17 protein-coding genes, 1 tRNA gene and 1 pseudogene are annotated in these 19,953 nt (G+C 42.8%); 12 read left to right on the plus strand and 7 right to left on the minus strand.

Going from position 1 to position 19,953, the window contains the following annotated elements; genetic code table 11:
• Positions 1-226: 226 nt before the first annotated feature.
• Both RMX98_RS33675 and RMX98_RS33680 read right to left on the minus strand, forming a co-directional pair.
• On the minus strand, positions 227-1,240 hold the full coding sequence (locus tag RMX98_RS33675; RefSeq protein WP_322676174.1) for an NAD(P)-dependent alcohol dehydrogenase: 1,014 nt from the start codon (positions 1,238-1,240) through the stop codon (positions 227-229).
• A 352-nt stretch (positions 1,241-1,592) separates the two neighbouring features.
• Positions 1,593-2,615: a tetratricopeptide repeat protein gene (locus RMX98_RS33680; RefSeq protein ID WP_322676175.1), complete on the minus strand. Its 1,023-nt coding sequence runs from the start codon at positions 2,613-2,615 to the stop codon at positions 1,593-1,595.
• A 476-nt stretch (positions 2,616-3,091) separates the two neighbouring features.
• Between RMX98_RS33680 and RMX98_RS33685 the strand changes: the two genes are divergently transcribed.
• Together RMX98_RS33685 and RMX98_RS33690 are read left to right on the plus strand one after the other, a co-directional pair.
• Positions 3,092-4,006 carry a hypothetical protein gene (locus RMX98_RS33685; protein ID WP_322676176.1) on the plus strand — a complete coding sequence of 305 codons (915 nt, stop codon included), beginning with the start codon at positions 3,092-3,094 and terminating at the stop codon, positions 4,004-4,006.
• A gap of 109 nt (positions 4,007-4,115) precedes the next feature.
• The gene (locus RMX98_RS33690) at positions 4,116-5,717 is read left to right on the plus strand and encodes an NAD(P)H-hydrate dehydratase (RefSeq protein ID WP_322676177.1); all 1,602 of its coding nucleotides are present in this window, start codon (positions 4,116-4,118) and stop codon (positions 5,715-5,717) included.
• Positions 5,718-5,882: 165 nt separating this feature from the next.
• Here the strand turns inward: RMX98_RS33690 and RMX98_RS33695 are convergent, their stop codons facing one another.
• The gene (locus RMX98_RS33695; RefSeq protein WP_322676178.1) at positions 5,883-6,128 is read right to left on the minus strand and encodes a hypothetical protein; all 246 of its coding nucleotides are present in this window, start codon (positions 6,126-6,128) and stop codon (positions 5,883-5,885) included.
• 228 nt (positions 6,129-6,356) lie between these two features.
• Between RMX98_RS33695 and RMX98_RS33700 the strand changes: the two genes are divergently transcribed.
• Together RMX98_RS33700 and RMX98_RS33705 are read left to right on the plus strand one after the other, a co-directional pair.
• The gene (locus RMX98_RS33700; RefSeq protein ID WP_322676179.1) at positions 6,357-8,330 is read left to right on the plus strand and encodes an AMP-dependent synthetase/ligase; all 1,974 of its coding nucleotides are present in this window, start codon (positions 6,357-6,359) and stop codon (positions 8,328-8,330) included.
• Positions 8,331-8,372: 42 nt separating this feature from the next.
• Positions 8,373-8,822, plus strand: coding sequence for a YlqD family protein (locus RMX98_RS33705; RefSeq protein ID WP_069072569.1), 450 nt, complete (start codon positions 8,373-8,375; stop codon positions 8,820-8,822).
• A gap of 48 nt (positions 8,823-8,870) precedes the next feature.
• On the opposite strand, the gene RMX98_RS33710 is transcribed toward RMX98_RS33705, so the two are convergent.
• A complete protein-coding gene (locus RMX98_RS33710; RefSeq protein WP_322676180.1) occupies positions 8,871-9,395 on the minus strand; it encodes a hypothetical protein in 525 nt (174 codons plus the stop codon).
• A gap of 495 nt (positions 9,396-9,890) precedes the next feature.
• Between RMX98_RS33710 and RMX98_RS33715 the strand changes: the two genes are divergently transcribed.
• The 3 genes and pseudogenes from RMX98_RS33715 to RMX98_RS33725 all read left to right on the plus strand — a co-directional run bounded on the left by RMX98_RS33715 (position 9,891) and on the right by RMX98_RS33725 (position 11,747).
• Positions 9,891-11,192, plus strand: coding sequence for a dihydrolipoamide acetyltransferase family protein (locus RMX98_RS33715; protein ID WP_322676181.1), 1,302 nt, complete (start codon positions 9,891-9,893; stop codon positions 11,190-11,192).
• Between the two features lie 138 nt (positions 11,193-11,330).
• Positions 11,331-11,582 (plus strand): annotated as a pseudogene (locus RMX98_RS33720) (hypothetical protein); the annotation flags it as partial.
• Positions 11,583-11,585: 3 nt separating this feature from the next.
• On the plus strand, positions 11,586-11,747 hold the full coding sequence (locus RMX98_RS33725; RefSeq protein ID WP_409881849.1) for a DUF4351 domain-containing protein: 162 nt from the start codon (positions 11,586-11,588) through the stop codon (positions 11,745-11,747).
• 8 nt (positions 11,748-11,755) lie between these two features.
• On the opposite strand, the gene RMX98_RS33730 is transcribed toward RMX98_RS33725, so the two are convergent.
• From RMX98_RS33730 to RMX98_RS33740, 3 genes are all read right to left on the minus strand, one after another.
• Positions 11,756-12,568, minus strand: a complete 813-nt coding sequence (locus RMX98_RS33730) for a class I SAM-dependent methyltransferase (protein ID WP_322676183.1) — start codon at positions 12,566-12,568, stop codon at positions 11,756-11,758.
• 107 nt (positions 12,569-12,675) lie between these two features.
• Entirely contained in the window at positions 12,676-13,575 is a 900-nt protein-coding gene (locus RMX98_RS33735; protein ID WP_322676184.1) for an AraC family transcriptional regulator, read from the minus strand.
• A gap of 200 nt (positions 13,576-13,775) precedes the next feature.
• Entirely contained in the window at positions 13,776-14,957 is a 1,182-nt protein-coding gene (locus RMX98_RS33740) for an RtcB family protein (RefSeq protein WP_322676185.1), read from the minus strand.
• Between the two features lie 479 nt (positions 14,958-15,436).
• On the opposite strand from RMX98_RS33740, the gene RMX98_RS33745 reads away from it, so the two are divergent.
• The 5 genes from RMX98_RS33745 to RMX98_RS33765 all read left to right on the plus strand — a co-directional run bounded on the left by RMX98_RS33745 (position 15,437) and on the right by RMX98_RS33765 (position 19,786).
• Complete coding sequence (locus RMX98_RS33745; RefSeq protein ID WP_322676186.1) at positions 15,437-16,324, plus strand: class I SAM-dependent methyltransferase; 888 nt, start codon at positions 15,437-15,439, stop codon at positions 16,322-16,324.
• Positions 16,321-17,049, plus strand: coding sequence for an HAD family phosphatase (locus RMX98_RS33750; RefSeq protein ID WP_322676187.1), 729 nt, complete (start codon positions 16,321-16,323; stop codon positions 17,047-17,049). The genes RMX98_RS33745 and RMX98_RS33750 overlap by 4 nt, the downstream gene beginning before the upstream one ends.
• Positions 17,050-17,114: 65 nt before the next feature.
• Positions 17,115-17,187, plus strand: a tRNA-Ala gene (locus RMX98_RS33755).
• Between the two features lie 431 nt (positions 17,188-17,618).
• Positions 17,619-18,293, plus strand: coding sequence for a hypothetical protein (locus RMX98_RS33760; protein ID WP_322676188.1), 675 nt, complete (start codon positions 17,619-17,621; stop codon positions 18,291-18,293).
• Between the two features lie 512 nt (positions 18,294-18,805).
• The gene (locus RMX98_RS33765; RefSeq protein ID WP_322676189.1) at positions 18,806-19,786 is read left to right on the plus strand and encodes an aldo/keto reductase; all 981 of its coding nucleotides are present in this window, start codon (positions 18,806-18,808) and stop codon (positions 19,784-19,786) included.
• Positions 19,787-19,953 lie beyond the last annotated feature (167 nt).

The raw sequence follows: 19,953 nt of genomic DNA on the forward strand, positions 1-19,953 counted from the left end.
ATACCTGCAAACCCATTCCCCAGACCACAAAGAAAATGAAAAATGCTTATCCGAACCGTATTGAAAGGCGAGGGAGGCTGGGAGGGAGAGGTCTGTCGAATTCACCTTAATTTATAACTATGTTTCAAGTGGGATTAAACCCCACTTGAAACATAGAATTAAACTCTTGAAAATTACGAACTTGTACTGCCCTTCGACTTCGCTCACGAACCGCGTAGCCGAAGTATTACGAATTACGAATTATAACTTTACCGAAGTGAGCGGCACTTTTGAGATAATGATAAGCCTCTCGTGCTTCAGTGAAGGGAAAAACTCGATCAATAATCGGTTTGATTTGATGCTGTTGCAGCGCCTGATTCATCGCTTCAAACATTTCCCGACTGCCAACATAAATTCCCTGAACTGTTAAACTCTTAAAAAGTATTGGCATGGGGTCAATCTCATTTCCTCTGCCTGACAATACGCCAATCAAGCTAATACGTCCTCCAATGCGGACTGCTTGTAACGATTTTGGCAGAGTACCTGCACCGCCTACCTCAACTACATGATCTACACCCGTGCGATTGGTTAATTGATAAACTTGCTTTTCCCAATCTGGTGTTGTTTTGTAGTTAATTGTCTCGTCAGCACCAAGCTGTTTCGCTCGTGCCAACTTCTCATCACTGCTGGAAGTAATAATTACTCTCGCACCATGTATCTTGGCAAACTGGAGAGCAAAAATTGAAACTCCTCCAGTACCGAGTAATAAAACACTATCACCTGCGCCAATATTGCCTTTTGTCACCAGCCCATGCCAAGCTGTGACTGCTGCACAAGGTAAAGTTGCACCTTCAATATAAGATAAGTGGTCAGGTAATATTACTAAACCATCTTGGTGTAATACGACATACTCAGCTAGCATTCCATCGATACCGCCTCCGAGATCGGATTTCATTTTCTCTTTAGTTAAAGAGCCATAAATCCAGTCTTGGAAGAAAATACCAGCGACGCGATCGCCTATTTTCACTCGTGTCACACCTTCCCCCACCGCTACAACTTCTCCCGCACCATCGGACATGGGAATTAAGGGATATTTCTGTCTAGAACCGTAAGCTCCTTCAATCACCAGCAGATCGCGGTAATTTAAGGATGTTGCTTTGACTTGAATCAGAACTTGTCCAGCTGCGGGTTTTGCTTGGGGGCGATCAACTAATGCCAGCGCATCAATCCCGGCGTTGCTTTGAATTTCGTAAGCTTTCATAGAATTTCTGTTTGTCAATAGCTCAAACGCCACAGTACAAGACTAGGCTATCGCCAATTATCCAGGGCAAAAACCAATACGCTTGGGATATAGCTTTTTTCTCCCCTCTTACTTCCTCTGATTGTCTGAACGTCCCGCTACGCGCTTTCGTCCCTGGTGGGCGAAAAAATTAAAATATTCAACAAGCTAAAACTCTATCCCATAAAGGAATAGAGTATTCTGAATTCTGTATTCTGACTCCTGCTTTATTTCTTACCAGATGTCTATAGAGTAAGGGCGCACAGCTAGCTGTGCGCCCCTAAATCGGCGGGTAAAGCCTCGTATAGTTGTGGTTTCTGACCTCCTTTTCACACTACAGAGAATCTATGAACTGCTGTACTTTTTCCAGAAGTGGTTGATGTTCGATTTGCTCTGCTAACTCTTGGGCATTTTGATAACACGATCGCGCCATTTTTTTGCGTCTTGTGGTGGCGTAAAGGCTTCCCATATTTAGCAAAGTTGAAATTTGTCCTAGAGAATCGCCCAGATGTTGATAAATTGGAATGGCTTGTTTGTAGAACTTCATTGCTTGCCGATGCTCTGCCAGAGTGCTGTAGGTAAAACCAATGTTGTGGAGGGTTGTGGCCTCACCAGAGCGATCGCTAATTGCTCGACGTGTCAAAAGAACTTGATAGTAGAGCAACAATGCTTGTTTCGGTTTTCCTAAATCACTATAGATTGAGGCAATATTATTTAAAGTGGTTGCTTCACCAACCAAATTCTTTACAGCTCGTTGAATTGGAATTGCTGCCTGAAAAAATTCTAGAGCTTGCTCAAACTCGCCTAAGACGTTGTAAGCGAACCCAATGCCATTTAGCGTTGTTGCCTCACCAGAAAAGTCACCCAACAATCGCCGCATCCTCAAAATTTGGTGTTGTAGCAACAGCGCCCGTTTCGGTTCTCCTAAGCGGGTATAAATTAGCGCTACATCATTAAGAGTAGAAACTTCTCCTTGAGTATCTTGCAATCGCCTCAAGATTGGCAGTGCTTTGTCAAAATACTTTAACGCTTGCGAAAACCGTCCAAGACGGCTGTAAGTAGAACCCAGATTGCTAAGTGCAATTGCCTCTGCGGGAGCATTACTAATTTCAACAGCCACCGAAAGCGCTTGGTGAAACTGCTCTAATGCTCTTTGAGGTTGCCAGCAACTTAGGTAAGCCAAACCGAGGTCGTTTAATGTATAACCTTCCCTAGCTCGGTCTGGAATTGCTCTCGCCAGGTCTAAATTCTTGGCTGCAAGGTCGAGAGATTCTTGAAATTTTCCCCGCCGATAGTAGCGGTTCGCTTCATCACGACGTTGTTCCCACTCTTTGACTTGATTGAAAGGTTGCATCATCTGACCTCAGTTGCATTCTGCGATAAGTAGGCAGGATATCTATTGGGAATGAACCCCTCTTAGGTTTCCCAAATTTTAACCTTAATCTTCTATCTTTAGATATAAGACTTAAACAGATAAGTATGGTATTGTTTCATATTTAAACGAATAATTATGAAGCAATTAATACAAATACCCTAGTAGAGGGGCATAACATCTGACCGAAAAAACACAGAGGGACGGAGGCGACAGATGTGGATGACAAAGATTTCTAGGCGATCGCTAGCGAAAAATCAGAAAATTTGAGCGAATATAGTTTCTAGGGTGCAGTAATATGGTGTAATTGCCCTAATGCTAGCCAAATCGTCTTAATACTCACTGTTTCGGTGACAGAGTGTATTGCATAGAAATGATAAGCGTTATAGTTGCTACAACGGTGAACTAATTAGTTCCTGATGGAAATTACTTAAAAATATTTTGACTACTTTCTAACTACTATGTCGAAAGGAATACCAAGTAAATTTATCCCATTTCAGATGCTGCACCGAAGTTCTGAAAATTGGAAGCCCACTATCAGACTTCTCTCCTTGTTAGTGGCAGCATGGTTAGTTCTGATTCCCGACTCTACCCCAGCCCAAATCCATAACAACCTAGTACTGGCTCAAACAGGTGAAACTTTACCACCACCGCCAATTCCCTTTGGTCAACAGCCATCACCGCAGTTACAACCAGTACAGGACAATCAAGTTGAGCAGGATTTTCAGCAGCCCTCCCAACCAGTACAAAACAATCAGTCTGTGCAGGATTTTCAGCCCACTCAACCAGTACAGGGCTATCAATTTCAGCCGCCCTCTCAACCTGCACAATTTAGTCAATATAATCAGAACTTTGAGCGCTACTTAGTTTATGTAGATGGTAGTGATTTTCAGACGCTACAAGCAATCCGTCAGATTGAACCCAGTGCTTACATTCGCCAATATCAAGGACGGAGTGTAATTCAGTCAGGAGTTTTTAACAGAGTATCTAACGCTCAACAACGGGTGAATGAGTTACAGTCACGAGGTATCTATAACGCCCGAATTCTCAGCTTCGCTAACGGACAGGAAATAAATCCAGGCAATCTAGGTTTTAGAGGCGATCGCAATCCCATAAATAATCGGCCAGTCTCTAGATATTATGTTGCCATTCCCACCACCGCCGAACAATTACCTGCGATCGCAGCACAAATTAGGCAAAATATAGCTGGATTTACGCAAGGTTTAGGACAATCTGGCGGAGTCCTTGAAAGGACGAAACCAAGAGGGCCACACGTAGCAGTAGGGCCTTTCCCTGAGCGATTACAAGCTGAGGAATGGAATAAGTATCTGCGAAATCTCGGATATGGTAATGCCAGGGTTTACTACGGAAAGTGAAAAAGTGGGGATTGGGGATTGGGGACTGGGGACTGGGGAGTAAAATTCAACTCATAACTCAGCACTCAGCACTCAGCACTCAGCACTCAGCACTCAGCACTCAGCACTGATGAAAGATAGACAAGAAAAAATTTCGCAAGTTGTAGTTACTGCTGGGCAGATGCGCGATATTGAAAAGCGGATCTTTGCAGCAGGAATGCCCGTAGTAGCTTTGATGGAAAAGGTGGCGGGATTAATTGCCCGTCGCATTCCAGAAATCCCCCTAACTCTTCTTCAAAAGCCTTACTATGTTCCTCCTAATACACTCTTAAAAAGGAAGTCGCCACAGGCGGGGGGAGCTCGTGTCGGAATTCTTGTCGGCCCCGGTCATAATGGCGGCGATGCTTTAGTAGTAGCCCGTGAATTACACTTTCGCGGGTATGAAGTTTGGATTTATTCTCCTTTCTCTAAGCTCAAAGAATTAACTTCGCAGCACTTGCAGTATGCCCAAAGTCTGGGCATTCCAATTTATCAAACAATAGAGCAACTGCCAGATGCTGATTTGTTGATTGATGGGTTGTTTGGGTTTGGTTTAGAAAAAAACCTGACTGATCCTATCGCCTCCTCAATTAATCAGCTAAATGAATTATCTGTGCCGATTTATAGTATCGATTTACCTTCAGGTTTACATACCGATACAGGCGAAGTTTTGGGAACTGCCATTCGCGCCACTCACACATTTTGTTTAGGTTTATGGAAACTAGCTTTTTTTCAAGATCGGGCACTGGAATATCTCGGTAAAGCTGAGTTAATCGATTTTGATATTCCTTTAGCTGATGTAGAAGCTGTTCTCAAAGATGCACCCAAAATTAAACGTATTACACCAGTAACGGCACTTGCTACTTTACCCCTACCCCGACCAGCAGTCACTCACAAATATAAGGAAGGACATTTACTGCTGATTTGCGGTTCGCGGCGCTATGCAGGTGGAGCAATTTTAACTGGTTTGGGGGCACGGGCTAGCGGTGTGGGGATGCTCTCAATTGCCGTACCTGAATCGCTGAAATCTCTTTTGGTGTCACACTTACCAGAAGCGCTAATTGTCGGTTGTCCAGAGACGGAAAGTGGAGCGATCGCTCATCTACAACTACCAGAAAAAACTGATCTGAGTTCTTTTAATGCGATCGCTTGTGGCCCCGGTTTAACACGAGATGCTGCACCCATTGTCCAAGAAGTTATCAAAAGTGAATGCCCTTTGCTTCTCGATGCCGATGGTTTAAATATCTTGGCACAAATGGGAACCATCCCAACATTAAAAAAACGTCAAGCAGTAACCGTACTTACACCCCACACTGGCGAATTCCAGCGATTGTTTCCTGATGTCGCCGATGCCAAAGATCACAGAGTGAAAGCAGTACAGGAAGCAGCAGCGCAAAGTGGGGCGGTAGTGTTGTTGAAAGGGGCCAGAACTGCGATCGCAAACCCTCAAGGTGGCGTTTGGATTGTTCCTGAAAGCACACCCGCCTTGGCTCGTGGCGGTAGCGGCGATGTGTTAACTGGGCTACTGGGTGGATTGTTGGCACAAGCAGCAACTAAACAGATTCCAGTAGAAGATATTGTGGCGACTGCCGCATGGTGGCATTCGCAAGCGGGTATAATAGCCGCCCAAGAGCGTACCGAATTGGGTGTAGATGCGTTTACATTGACACAATATTTAATGAAAGTTCACTAGACATTTGCTCCAAACGAATGTAGAGATGTAGCAGTGCTACGTCTCTACATTCGTTTGGATAACGCATATTTAATTTCTAGGAATGTCTGAAGAATCTGTGTTGAAGAGTTAATTGAATCGCTGGTTGTTGGAAGTAATGAATAATTTTTACTTGCAAACAATCCATCAATTCGGAGAACACCTGGCACAAAAATCAGGACTGAATTTACAATATTGACTACCTGTCAATTGGTAAACTGTACAATAAGGAAAGCTGGTAATTTTGACTCTAGCTGTTTGTGATTTGGCATCATTTGGCAACACTTCAGTCAGTTTGGTTTTAGCAGCCAAAAGGATAGCTAAAATCTTAGGTAACGCCATGCAAGCAGCCATATTGAGCAGCGTTAGCAGTATAGCGTCTATCAAATTCATAGGTATTCATCCCCTGTGAAAGGTAGGCGTTCGCTGTTCTTAGATGCAAACACAATCATTGCTTGCACTCTATGTAAAATAACTTTAACATAAATTTTTGTAAATATAAACGTGGAATTCCTGGAATTATCATACACAGAAGGGAATGTGGATAATAAGGATGGGTATTGTAGCGTAATAACAAAATAAGCTGGAAAACATCAGTTCAAAATTTTTAGGTAAGGTGTTATGTCAAAAACCCAAACCGCGTCTTTTTTATCTAACATCAGTGAACGAGAACGGCAGGCATTAAAGCGGTTGGTAGATTACACAAATGTGGAATCGCTGCCAGAAATTTGGCCTTTGGCAGCTCAACGATTTGGCGATGTTGTCGCCCTCCGCAACCCTCACGCGAAACTAGAAGTAGTGATTACTTATACCCAGCTAGCAGAGCAAATAGTTGCATTTGCTTCTGGGTTACAGGCGTTGGGAATAAAAGTAGGCGATCGCATTTCCCTAATTGCTGATAACAGTCCTCGCTGGTTCATTGCCGATCAAGGCATAATGACTGCTGGAGGCGTTGATGCGGTGCGTAGCTCCCAAGCCGAAAGAGAAGAACTGCTGTTTATCATCGTTAATAGCGGCAGTAGTGCGATCGTAGTTGAGGATTTAAAAACACTTAAAAAACTCCAAGACCGCCTCAAAGATTTACCAATTGAAGTGGTAATTTTACTTTCCGATGAAGCACCACCAACAGACGAAATCCTAAAGGTGCTGAACTTTTCGCAGTTGCTCGAAATTGGCAAAAATCATAATTTTGTGCCAGCCAAGCAAAATCGTGACGCTCTAGCAACTTTAATTTACACCTCTGGCACCACAGGTAAACCCAAGGGTGTGATGCTGTCTTATAGCAATTTGATGCACCAAGTGACAACCTTTGGCACAGTATTGCAACCAAACGCGGGCGACATTGTTCTTAGTATCCTACCTTCGTGGCACAGCTACGAACGGACTGTTGAATACTACCTACTATCTCAAGGTTGTACGCAAGTTTATACGAATTTGCGCTCCGTCAAAGGGGATTTGAGACAATTTAAACCCAATTACATGGTGGGTGTACCCCGTCTGTGGGAATCGATTTATGAAGGAGTGCAAAAGCAGTTTCGCGAACAACCAGCCAACAAGCAACGCTTAATTAAATTTTTATTGGGCATTAGCGACAAATATATCAAAGCGCGGCGAGTTGCTCAGGGATTGGATTTAAATAATCTTCATGCTTCAAGCATCGAACGATTAGCAGCTAGGATACAAGCATCGGCTTTGTTACCCCTCCATGCTTTGGGAGAACAACTGGTTTATGCCAAGGTGCGGGAAGCCACAGGGGGACAAGTTAAGCAGATGATTAGCGGCGGTGGTGCGCTTCCCAGACACATAGATAACTTCTTTGAAATTATTGGTGTGCAGATTTTGCAAGGCTATGGCTTGACAGAAACTTCTCCTGTTACCCATGTACGGCGTCCTTGGCGGAATTTGATTGGCGCATCAGGGCTACCACTCCCGGCTACAGAAGCTAAAATCGTCGATCCTGAGACAAAAGCGCCTTTACCAATAGAGAAGCGAGGCTTAGTATTGTTGAGGGGGCCGCAGATTATGCAAGGCTATTATCAAAATCCTGAAGCGACAGCGAAAGCAATTGACGCTGAAGGTTGGTTTGATAGCGGCGATTTGGGTTGGCTGACACCACAAGATGACTTAGTGCTGACTGGCAGAGCGAAGGATACGATTGTATTGACTAACGGGGAAAACATCGAGCCACAGCCGATCGAAGATGCGTGTTTGCGATCGCCATACATCGATCAAATTATGCTCATCGGTCAAGATCAGCGCAGTCTGGGAGCCTTAATTGTCCCCAATGTCGAAGCCTTAGAAAAATGGGCAGCAAGTCAGAATCTAACGCTGGATACGCCCAACAATCAGGTGACTTCCTCAGATAGTCAAAAAATTGACTTGGAGAGTAAAATGATCCAGGATTTATTTCGCCAAGAATTGAATCGGGAAGTCCAAAATCGTCCAGGCTATCGACCGGATGACCGCATCGGAGCGTTTAAACTCATCCTGGAACCGTTTTCCATCGAAAATGGCTTGATGACACAAACACTAAAAGTTCGCCGACATGTTGTCACGGAACGCTATCGCGATATTATTGACGGCATGTTTGCCTGATCATTCCACCTGCTAACTGTAAAGAGTGAACGTGAAATATTTATGGATGTCTCCAAATCTAATTTGCTTCTGAAACGCGTCGTTAACGTCAAAGTTATTGTTACTCCCCTCTGGAAAGAGGAAGTACAACAGCAGCTGCAAACGCAAATCAATCAACTTGACCAGCAACTGCAACAGCTAGACGTTGAAGGACAAAGAGCGATCGCGGCAATTCAAAAGCAGAGTCTACAACCACCTGGGCCTCAGACTCTCCAACAAATTGACAATATCCAACTCCAAGTCAATCAAAAGAAAAGTGAATTTTTAGAGCAGAAAAATCAGTTGCTGCAAAACCTCCAGCAAGTGCAGTTTCTCCAGCAAGATCAGGAGGTCAACCAATTCCAAATGGAAGGCTTTTTCCGGGTAGAAACCGGTGATAACCTGATTAGCAAAATGCAGGTCGAAATCGTTCTGCGCGATGGCGTTGTAGAAGAAATTCGCGGCGACATTTAAATTTGTCATTTGTCCTTTGTCATTTGTTTTCTGACCAATGACCAATGACTAATGACAGATATGATTTAACTTAGTGTTAGTGTGAGAGCGGCTCCCAGTCCAACATTGTTCCTGGGAGCCAGCCCAAACAATTTGCCATACTGGAGGTGAGCTAATAAAAAGCGATCGCCCAAAGGTTGTCATCTCAGCTCGATATTTAACCGTACCAACTGAATTATTACCCCGCTTGATTTGCGTAATCGTCACTAACGCTTGGTTTGGTTGCGGATAAGCTACCTGTATCTTTGGTGTTCCTCCCACTGCTATATCCTCAAAGGCATTCAAGGCGAGGGTAGTAGGATTGCTGCCTTGGAGAGATGAGTTGAGCTTTTCTAAAGGTATAGTTTTATAATCGGAACGCTCTGAGTATGCCGCTACTTCCTGAGACTGATGTATTGTACCCACCTGCTGGGTTTGCTCATCACTAGTCTCAGCTATCGGTGCAGATTGCTGGTGCTGGATAATATAAACTCCAGCAGCTGTGGCAGACATACTCAATATCACAATCAAAAAGAATTTCAACTTTGCCGACATAAAAGTAAACAGGAATTTCAAATAGGTTTATTACCAATTTTGAATTCTAGATTGAACTGTATCCTATATCCTCTATCTGTGAGAAGTTCTTGTATCTTAAGCAGTAGTTATGAGGAATATAAATAGTAATCCCATTTAATCTGTGAGAAACTCGTGGTCGTTTTTGCAAGTCAATAACTAAAACAAGATCGAGATATTGGCTAACGATTGAGGATAGCTCTGTACTATAGACCTCTAACTCATATTTAGGTTCCTAAAGCCAATCGATTAGTCATTAGTCAAAAAATACCCAATGCCCCTTAAGAGTGCTGAGTAAGGAATCTCACTTCTCTACTCAGAACGGGCTAAACGCCCCGCGATCGCTAACAGAACTGTTTTCCTCAATCCCCAATCCCCAACCTAAAATATAAACAGTCTAAAACCCTCCCACCAAGATACAATTCGATCTGATAAAAACTGTTAAAGTCCATAAACCATTGATTTCCAAACCACCCTATGAGCATTCACGAAGTATTTATGCCGGCGCTGAGTTCCACCATGACGGAGGGCAAAATCGTCTCCTGGGTGAAATCGCCAGGGGACAAAGTGGAAAAAGGCGAAACAGTGGTGGTTGTAGAATCAGATAAGGCAGATATGGATGTAGAAACCTTTTATGAGGGATTTCTTGCCCATATCATAGTTGAAGCTGGTGAAACTGCCCCGGTAGGATCTGCGATCGCCTTTATCGCCGAAACGGAAGCTGAAATTGAACAGGCGAAATCTCTTGCCAATTCCGGCGGCGCGGCTGCTACTACTACCACTTCCCCGGAACCAGTCGCCGCCACAGCCTCAGTTGCAACACCTACCTTAGCATCTCAAAACGGGTCTAACCACAAAGAAGGAAGGCTAGTAGCGTCACCCCGTGCCCGCAAGTTAGCCAAAGAACTCAAAGTTGATTTAACTACACTCCAAGGTAGTGGCCCCCACGGACGCATTGTCGCCGAAGATGTGGAAGCATTGTCTAACAAGGGCAAGCAACCCGCACCTGCCCCAGTTGCCCCAGCAGCACCCGTACCGACCAGCGCCCCAGTTGCACCCTCAGCACCTCGGACACCAGCACCCGCACCCGTGGCGGCGGCTGTTCCTGGTCAAACCGTGCCTTTAACTACCTTCCAAAATGCCGTAGTGCGGAACATGGTAGCCACCATATCCGTGCCCGTCTTCCGTGTAGGTTATACAATTACCACCGATGGATTAGACAAACTTTATAAACAAATTAAATCCAAAGGTGTGACAATGACAGCGCTACTGGCGAAAGCTGTGGCGGTGACATTGCAAAAACACCCATTGTTAAATGCTAGCTACTCAGACCAGGGAATTGTTTATCATTCTGATATCAACATTTCTGTAGCAGTAGCGATGGATGATGGTGGATTGATTACACCTGTGCTGCAAAATGCAGACGCAGTGGATATTTATTCTCTATCGCGTACTTGGAAGTCTTTGGTAGAACGTGCCAGGGCAAAACAACTACAACCCCAAGAATACAATAGTGGTACTTTTACACTGTCAAATTTGGGGATGTTTGGCGTAGACAAATTTGATGCGATTTTACCGCCTGGACAAGGTTCAATTTTAGCGATCGGGGCATCCCGTCCGCAAGTGGTAGCAACACCCGACGGTTTATTTGGCGTGCGGCAACAAATGCAAGTCAATATTACTTCTGACCATCGCATTATTTACGGTGCCCATGCTGCGGCGTTCTTGCAAGATTTAGCAAAATTGATTGAGACAAATCCTCAATCTTTGACAATGTAATTTTGAAAAAACACCCAATTTAAATGTTAGCGCTATCAGCGAAAAACAGTTTTTCGTAGAGTAGCGCTAACAACAAATAATACTTACACTTCAATACTACAAATATTTAATTGATTTACGCCTAGCTATTTATCACGAGTGACATACGACAACACCCTAAAATATCTAGTTGAGCAGTATCCAGAAGATTTTATCCGCTACTTACTCGCATCTGAAGCAACGGATATCCAGATTCTCAAAACAGAATTAAATCAAGAACCAATTCGTGCCGATTCTGTAACCTTTTTGCAAACTGCCAATCAAATACTGCATTTAGAGTTTCAAACCTTACCAGCCTCGACTCTACCCTTGCCACTGCGGATGTTGGACTATTGGGTGCGGCTATATAGGCTAGTGATACGTTTATTAACTCATCGACTTGGTTCAATTAATTCTCAGTTACAATCTCGGTTGCAAGAGTTGTCCTTGACTCAGTTAGAAAACTTGGGTGAAGTATTATTATATTTCGCCAGTGAAGCTGATTTAATGAATTGGCTAAATACAATAGAAAATTAGAGTTTGCTCTAAACTTTTTGACCAGTTACAAAAAAAGTCAGATTTTCATACCAAGCTCCTTGCTCGGTAGTTTCTACTTCAATTTTTTGACGATACTCTGCTTTTAATTGTGCCATTTGCTCTAATGAAAGTTCTAACAAGGGATTTTCTCTAGGATGAAACCATCCACCATTCCATTCTTTAGCTTGCTCTAGATTGCGGTAGAAACCGAGTTGTTGGGTCTTCACCTCAATATTTTGAAAACCAGCTTCTGCAAGCAGATGATGACATTTTTCGGGTGTGCCTGTTGGCTCATTGATGCTTGTCAGCGAAATGCCATGTTTGTTACATATATCGATGATGAGTGGCGCTCCACAAGATTCTTCAGAGCAACAAGAAAAAGCTACAACTCCGCCTGGTTTGAGAAAACGATACCATTTACGTAGAGCAGCAAAAATATCTTTAAAATAGACTATTGCTGTAGAGCAAAGAATTACATCGAAACTCTCATCATTGAAGTCGATATACTCAGCGTCGGCTTCAATAAGTTCGATATTTTGTAAGCCTAATTCTTCAATTTTCTGTTGTGCTTGAGTTAGCATTCCTGAAGAAAAATCTACGCCAATTACTCTGCCTTCATAGCCAATAATTTGTGCAACAGCTATGGCAATGATACCTGTGCCAGTTGCCATATCCAATACTTTTTGTCCCTTTTGCAGTTGAACTAAATCTAGTAGAGGGAGAGCGCGATGAATTGTGTAATCGTTGTCGTAGGTATTTCTGTTATCAAAGAAATCAATTACTTTTTTCTTATACTCTTGTTCGTATTGGCTATTTTGCATGATCTTCTCGATTTTCACTAGTCAATTATGAGAATAAATTGTGAGTGAAACTTTTGTCTTCTGAAAACTTGCTTTCAAAATGTTAAAATCTTGCAAAATTTCAAAATTTATATCATTTCTCTATATGCTTGGGGTGTGATTCCTACATGCTTACGAAAAATGGTAGTAAAGTTACTTTGGCTAGAACAGCCTATTTGATATGTAATTTCGATAATAGGTAACTGACTATAAGTAAGTAAAAATTTAGCTCGTTCAATTCGACACTTAATGACGTATTGATGTGGAGAAATACCCATTAAACGTTTAAACCAACGACAGAATGAATAGGAACTCATATTTACTAGACTAGCCAGTTCTACCAAAGTTAACTCTAGTGCCAAGTTGTCATAAATATAATCAATTATCTGCCGTAATTGACGCTTAGAAAGATTAATTTCAAATTCTGTAATTAGTTGCCGTGTTCCAGAATAAGTTTTGAGGAGATGGGCTGCTAGAGCAGTAGCAACTGATTCACCATATAGTTTACCAGATGGACATCCGGCTTCAAGCTCTGCTTTGAGCGCCATTCCCAGATGAAGAATTTGGCGATCGCAGACTCCGCGCTGTGGGATAATTTCAATAGTGCGATACCTCCCAGCGATCGCATCATCTGCTACTCTCTTAAATAAACTGGAATCAAAAGAAACTAGAAGAAATTTTATTTCCTGATGCCAACGCGCTTGAGTCGGAATCCCCTTTGGAGTGACGTTAACCAAACCTCTTTTCATCTGCGTACTTTGTAACCTTCCACCTGCTAGTCGCCAGTCTATTTGACAAGAATTACCAAGCCAAATATTAATGCTGTGCTGCTGTAAGCAAAGTTCTGGACATTCAAAGGCAGGTAAATGATGCTGTTCAAGCACAATCCCGTTCCAGTGATTAGTGCTGGACAAAATAGGAGGTTTGCTGCTCATCGGCACCAGATTTCCGCTTGCCACCTCAATAGCTGAGAGTTGTTCAGATTTCATGTTGCCTAATCACTTGTGAGCTACTACAAAAAAGATAGTAAGCTAATGCGTGATGAAATTACATAGTCTGGCAGACGGCTCTATTTGTTCAGTCGATTCACTTAAAACAATCATTTATTCCTCAGCGTACCTCTGCGCTTCACTCAGCGTGCCTCTGCGTTTAAAAAATAAAAAAAGTGGGCATTACCCACCCGACAAAACTATCCCTTCACACAAAGAACTTGCTTGAGTGTTGCGACAACCTCAACCAAATCCGCTTGATTTGCCATCACTTGCTCTATCGGCTTATAAGCACCAGGAATTTCATCTAACACACCCTCATCTTTGCGGCATTCTACACCATTTGTTTGCTCTATCAAATCATCAAGTGTGTAGACATTTTTTGCCTTATTTCTAGATAACAAACGTCCTGCACCGTGAGAACAAGAACAAAAACTGTGGGCATTACCTTTTCCCTTAACGATGAAAGACTTTGCCCCCATCGAACCAGGAATAATCCCATAATCTTCAGTTTGGGCGCGGACTGCACCCTTACGAGTAACGTATACATCCTCGTCAAAATGCACTTCTTTTTCGGCGTAATTATGATGACAATTAACCTGCAATAAAGGTTTAGTTGCTTTCCCACCTGCTAAATGCTTCTCGACAATATGCTTAAAACGCGCCATCATCACATCGCGGTTGACACGCGCATAGTTTTGTGACCATTGCAAATCGTGCCAATATGCTTTAAATTCTGGCGTACCAGCGACAAAATGAGCTAAATCAGGGTCAGGTAATTTATTACCTGCCATTTTTGCTAATTCTCTGGCTGTATGAATATGACATTGGGCGAGTTTATTACCGATGTTACGCGAACCAGAATGCAGCATCAGCCAAACTTGATTCTCTGTATCGAGGCACACTTCAATAAAATGGTTTCCTCCACCGAGAGAACCCATCTGTTTCATTGCTTTACTTTGTAGGTCTTGCACGCCGCGATGCAAGTCTTTAAAATCATCCCAGTGTTGCCAATTGCTGACAGATTTTTCAACGTCTTTGTTTTCGTTAAATCCAGTAGGAATTGCTGCTTCAATATCCAGGCGGATTTTCTTTAGTTTCCCTTCCAGTTGTTCGGCGGTAAATGATGTTTTGATAGCGCTCATTCCGCAACCAATATCCACGCCCACAGCAGCCGGGATAATCGCTTCTTTGGTTGCAATTACAGAACCCACTAAAGCACCTTTTCCTAAGTGAACATCTGGCATCAATGCTACATGCTTAAATACAAATGGTAGTGATGCCACATTCTTTGCCATCTTGGTTTCTTCTGGGCCCAAAGAGTGATTCGCCCAAGATAATACAGGTGCTGGTGTGGTAATTTCTAACTTCTCGTAGGGCATAATTGTTTCTATTTTGGATTTTAAATTTTAGATTTTGGATTGGGTCTATTCAGGATTTGTAGTAATGACTTTAGTGCTTACTATGAACTTGCTTACCTATCAATTTAAACTTGACATACTACTAGTGGTCTGCCAAGGGAACTTAACGGGGTAAAGGGTAAGGGGTAAGCGGGAAAGGTTTTAAATCCCTTACCATGAGTCCCTTTCCCCAATCAAGAGCCTTCACAAGCGCATTTTTGGGTTGGCAGAGTACTAGTTAGTTGTAGCAATTTAAATGTTTGTTGTCTTTCATTTTACTCTTTCAGTTTTCGGGAAGCTGAAGAACTACTTTTAGGGAGTAATATCTATATACTACAAATGTAACTAAATAGATTACAAACGTCAAGCCTACACTAAGAGAAAGCAGATGCTTCCCAGATGTATTAAAATTTGTAAAGAAAATTACTTTGTTTAAATAGCCCTTAAAGTTCTGACACAATATGGCAGTGCGTCAAGATACAATCTGGGAACGTTTTTTATCTCCTGTAGTGCGTCTTTTGATTGATGAAGACGGGTTACGGCGTTACGCTGATAGTATTGATTGGGAGAAAGAAAGCGATCGCTTCCGACGAGATGATGTGATAATTCCCTCGTACTACAGCAGCCAAAATTTTCACGGTGTTACAGGCGGATATCTGAATTCCGGTGCAGCAGCTAGTTACGATCCGATTACCCAATATGTTGTGCCACCGAATGAAACTATTGTCCGTCAGGCTTTAGTTGATGCCGTTAAGGTAAAACCACGACGCATACTCGATTTAGGCTGTGGTACAGGTTCCACCACTTTAATGCTAAAGCAAGCTTTCCCGGAAGCGGAAGTTATTGGTTTGGATTTATCACCCTATATGCTGGTAAGGGCAGAAGATAAAGCTAGAAATGCTGGTTTAGATATAGTCTGGCGACACGGAAATGCTGAAAAAACTGGTTTGAGAGATGCTTCATTTGACTTAGTAACAGCTTCTTTGCTATTCCACGAAACACCAAATGAGGTGTCTCTAGCAATTTTGCGGGAAAGCTTCCGGTTGCTGGTAACTGGAGGGCAAGTATTAATTTTAGATGGAAATCAGAAGACTCTGCGTCAGTTAGAATGGCTTAATGATGTTTTTGAGGAGCCATATATTCGTGAGTATGCTGCTGGTAGCGTAGAGGCGAATATGGGTGCAGCCGGATTTGAAGCGGTGCGATCGCACGATGTATGGTGGATAAATCAGGTAACTAGCGGCGTTAAACCAATAGCAACTGAAAATATCCGTCGGTATACTCCCACATCAATAGATAATAATGATTTGGAGGGACTTGGATCTCCAGCATTTGGCATAAGGGCATGAGTTTAAAGGCAGTTCTCTTTGATTTTAATGGTGTCATCATTAACGATGAGCCAATCCACCTGCAATTGATAGATGAGATTCTCATTCAAGAAAATCTCCAACCCCAACGGGTGAGTGAGCGTCAAGCTTCTTTAGGACGCAGCGATCGCGCTTGTTTTGGGCAACTACTCGCTAATCGTGGTAGAGTCGCTAACGAAAGCTATTTAACTCAGTTGCTGTACCGCAAAGCCCAAGCCTATGTGGTGGAATTAGAAAAAATTGAGAAACTGCCTTTATATCCAGGTGTAGAAGATTTAATATATCAGGTGCGATCGCGTAATCTGAAACTAGGATTAGTCAGTGGCGCTATTCGCAAAGAAATAGAACTGGTACTCAATCGAGCTAAACTAGCTGAACATTTTAAAATTATCGTCGCGGGTGATGACATCACCACCAGTAAACCAGAACCCGATGGTTATCTACTGGCAGTGAAACGGCTGAATAAAGAATATCCTGACTTGAATCTTCAACCACAAGAGTGTCTGGCAATTGAAGATACTCCAGCTGGTATAGCAGCAGCAAAGCGATCGCAGATGCAAGTTGTGGGTGTAGCCAATACTTACCCATTCCACATGCTCCAGCGTTGCTGTAACTGGACTGTTGATTATCTCAGTGAGTTGGAACTCGAACGGGTGCAGAAGGTTTATTCTCAAAAACAATCTCAGCCATCGGTAACTGAATGTTAGAATACTCTTTGGTGATGATCTATTGAGTTAATGAGTAATATTACTCTTGACTTGGTACTGATTAAGGGGAATTAGCTCAGTTGGTAGAGCGCTGCGATCGCACCGCAGAGGCCATCGGTTCAAATCCGTTATTCTCCATTTGTACTGTCCATTCTTACGAAGTTGAAATTGCATCTTTTATAGCCGTGGTAGTTATGGGAGCAGTTGTGTCTACAATTTTGGGATTAGAATCTCGCAAACAAGCTCTACCTATTGAGCGACAACGAGCAGAGCATTCATAATTTACAATGCAGCCAGGATTTAACTAATTGATAGTTCTATCTTGGCTGCCTCATATAAACTTCTATAGGAATCCGCTTTGATTTCTGTATCCCTCACGGGAGCGTAGCCATACTAATTTACGTTGTCAGGCAATAGGCAATAGGCAATAGGCAACAGGAAAGAAGGCTTCTTAGTTGTACTGAGTTTTTTCAGAAATCAAATATGAGTCCTATAGCATCAACTGACAGAGACTATCGGACTCAATTAATAGTGTCTTTGAAATAATTTTATGAAACCAAATGAAGATTATGACTCTTAAACTTGCATTGTGGTTACTGTGGACTGGATTTATCGCTTATATTTTATTGTTAGCACCGCCCTTGCACTTAGATGAAACGCTAACCCTGTTGAAAAATATATTGACTTTTCAGTGGGCTAATATTAATCCAATTATTCTTTCTTTATTTTCTCTAGTGGGTATTTGGCTATTAATTTACAGCAGTTTATTGTTTATTGATGGCCGAATGCAATCAATTTCTTTTTGGCCTTTTGCTATAGCATCAGTGGGTTCAGGTGTCATTGGTCTTTTGCCATATTTGGCTTTGCGTGAACCAAATCAACAATTTTCGGGGCAAAAGGATGCTTTTCTGAGTCTGCTGGATTCTCGGTTTTACGGCATTGTCTTAACTTTTAGCACAGTTGTTTTACTTGTCTATGGTTTTGCCTTCGGTGATTGGGGAGATTATGTGCAGCAGTTCCAAAGCGATCGCTTCATCAATGGTATGAGCTTGGCATTTTGCCTATTTTATCTTTTATTCCCTGCTGTTCTTGGTGATGATATGGCTCGTCGCCGTTTCCCTAATGCCCAGGTATTTTTAGCGGTGGTGTTTGTTCCCTTACTCGGTTCTCTTGCTTATCTTTGCCTGCGCCCACCACTGGTATCATCAACTATTCGTGAAGAATCATTAATAACTAATCGGTAAATCTCGGCATTTTTCTTTAATAGTTCTCTGAGTCAAGATTGGATAGGCAAGGCGATGTCTATGACGGACTGTAAGGTTTCTGAGTCGCTCTAAGCGTTGGCGCACTTGTACTGAGCGACTTGTGCCGAGCGTTCGCGTAGCGTCTCGTAGAGAAGTCGAGGTAAGCCGAAGTAGCCTCTCGTAGAGAAGCTATGCCGAAAGCGTTGCCTCTCGTTCGCGTTAGCGTCTCTGAAAGAGAAGAGAAGGCTTTACGCTACACTATCGGTGTCGCTTGTTTTCCTGTTTAAAATTAGGGCGTAGGCAAACAAAAACCGTTGGCTGGGACTACTACCAATTAAATTACTTTACAAGAAAGCTGCCTCAACACGACTGGTAAGATGAATGTAAAGTACCCGCAATACCTGCTTATATCAAAAAATACTTCTAATAACAGATAGCTTGGCGATCGCGAAAGAGATAATCCTGAAAGACGTGATGTTCAGTAGACCAATTACTTACTAGGAGATTATTTTATGAGAACCAGAAAGCTAGGTAAACTTGGGTTAGAGGTTTCAACTATCGGACTTGGTTGTATGGGAATGTCTGAGTTTTATAGTGGTCGTGATGAATCAGAAGCGATCGCTACAATTCATCGGGCATTAGAACTTGGAGTTAATTTTCTCGATACTGCTGATATGTATGGGCCCTTTACTAATGAGCAACTAGTAGGCAGAGCAATTAAAGATCGCCGAGATCAAGTAGTGTTAGCAACCAAATTTGGCAATGTCCGCACTGAAGATGGTGGTTTTAAAGGGGTTAATGGCAGTCCAGAATATGTTCATCAAGCTTGTGATGCCTCACTAAAACGTCTGGGAGTTGAAGTAATTGACCTCTATTATCAACATCGCGTAGATCCAACCGTACCGATTGAAGATACTGTCGGGGCAATGGCAGAGTTAGTTAAGCTTGGTAAAGTGCGTTATTTGGGGCTTTCGGAAGCTGCCCCTGCGACAATTCGTCGGGCTGTGGCAGTTCACCCCATTACTGCACTACAAACAGAGTATTCTTTGTGGAGTCGAGATCCAGAGGATGAAATTTTACCTACTGTACGGGAATTAGGAATTGGGTTTGTTCCCTATAGCCCATTAGGAAGAGGGTTTTTATCAGGTGCGATCGCTAGCCCTGATGATCTTGCACCTGACGACTATCGAAGAAATTCTCCTCGCTTTCAAGGTGAGAATTTCTATAAGAACCTGCAATTAGTAGAGCAAGTCAAGGCAATTGCTACCGAAAAAGGAGTAACTTCTAGTCAGCTTGCTTTAGCATGGCTTTTAGCTCAAGGAGAAGATATTGTGCCAATTCCGGGTACAAAACGCCGTACTTACTTAGAGGAGAATATTGCAGCTACCGAAATTATCCTGACTGAACAAGAGTTGAATCGACTTGAAGCAGTTGCACCAAAAGATATAGCAGCAGGCGATCGCTACCCTGATATGAGTACTGTTAACCGTTGATTCATCTAGGTGCTGGAGTATTTTTTTAAATTCTGCTTTTGATAAGCGTAGGCATCACACTTATTCAATCACCATCACCGGATACAATATTTGTCGGTTAAGGGGAAAAGGGGAAGGTGGGGCCCCCTCTGGGGATAAGGGGCGGGGGGAAGGGGAAAGAAAAAACC

The organism is Nostoc sp. DedQUE02, assembly GCF_034531035.1.
In the GTDB taxonomy this organism is placed as follows: domain Bacteria; phylum Cyanobacteriota; class Cyanobacteriia; order Cyanobacteriales; family Nostocaceae; genus Nostoc.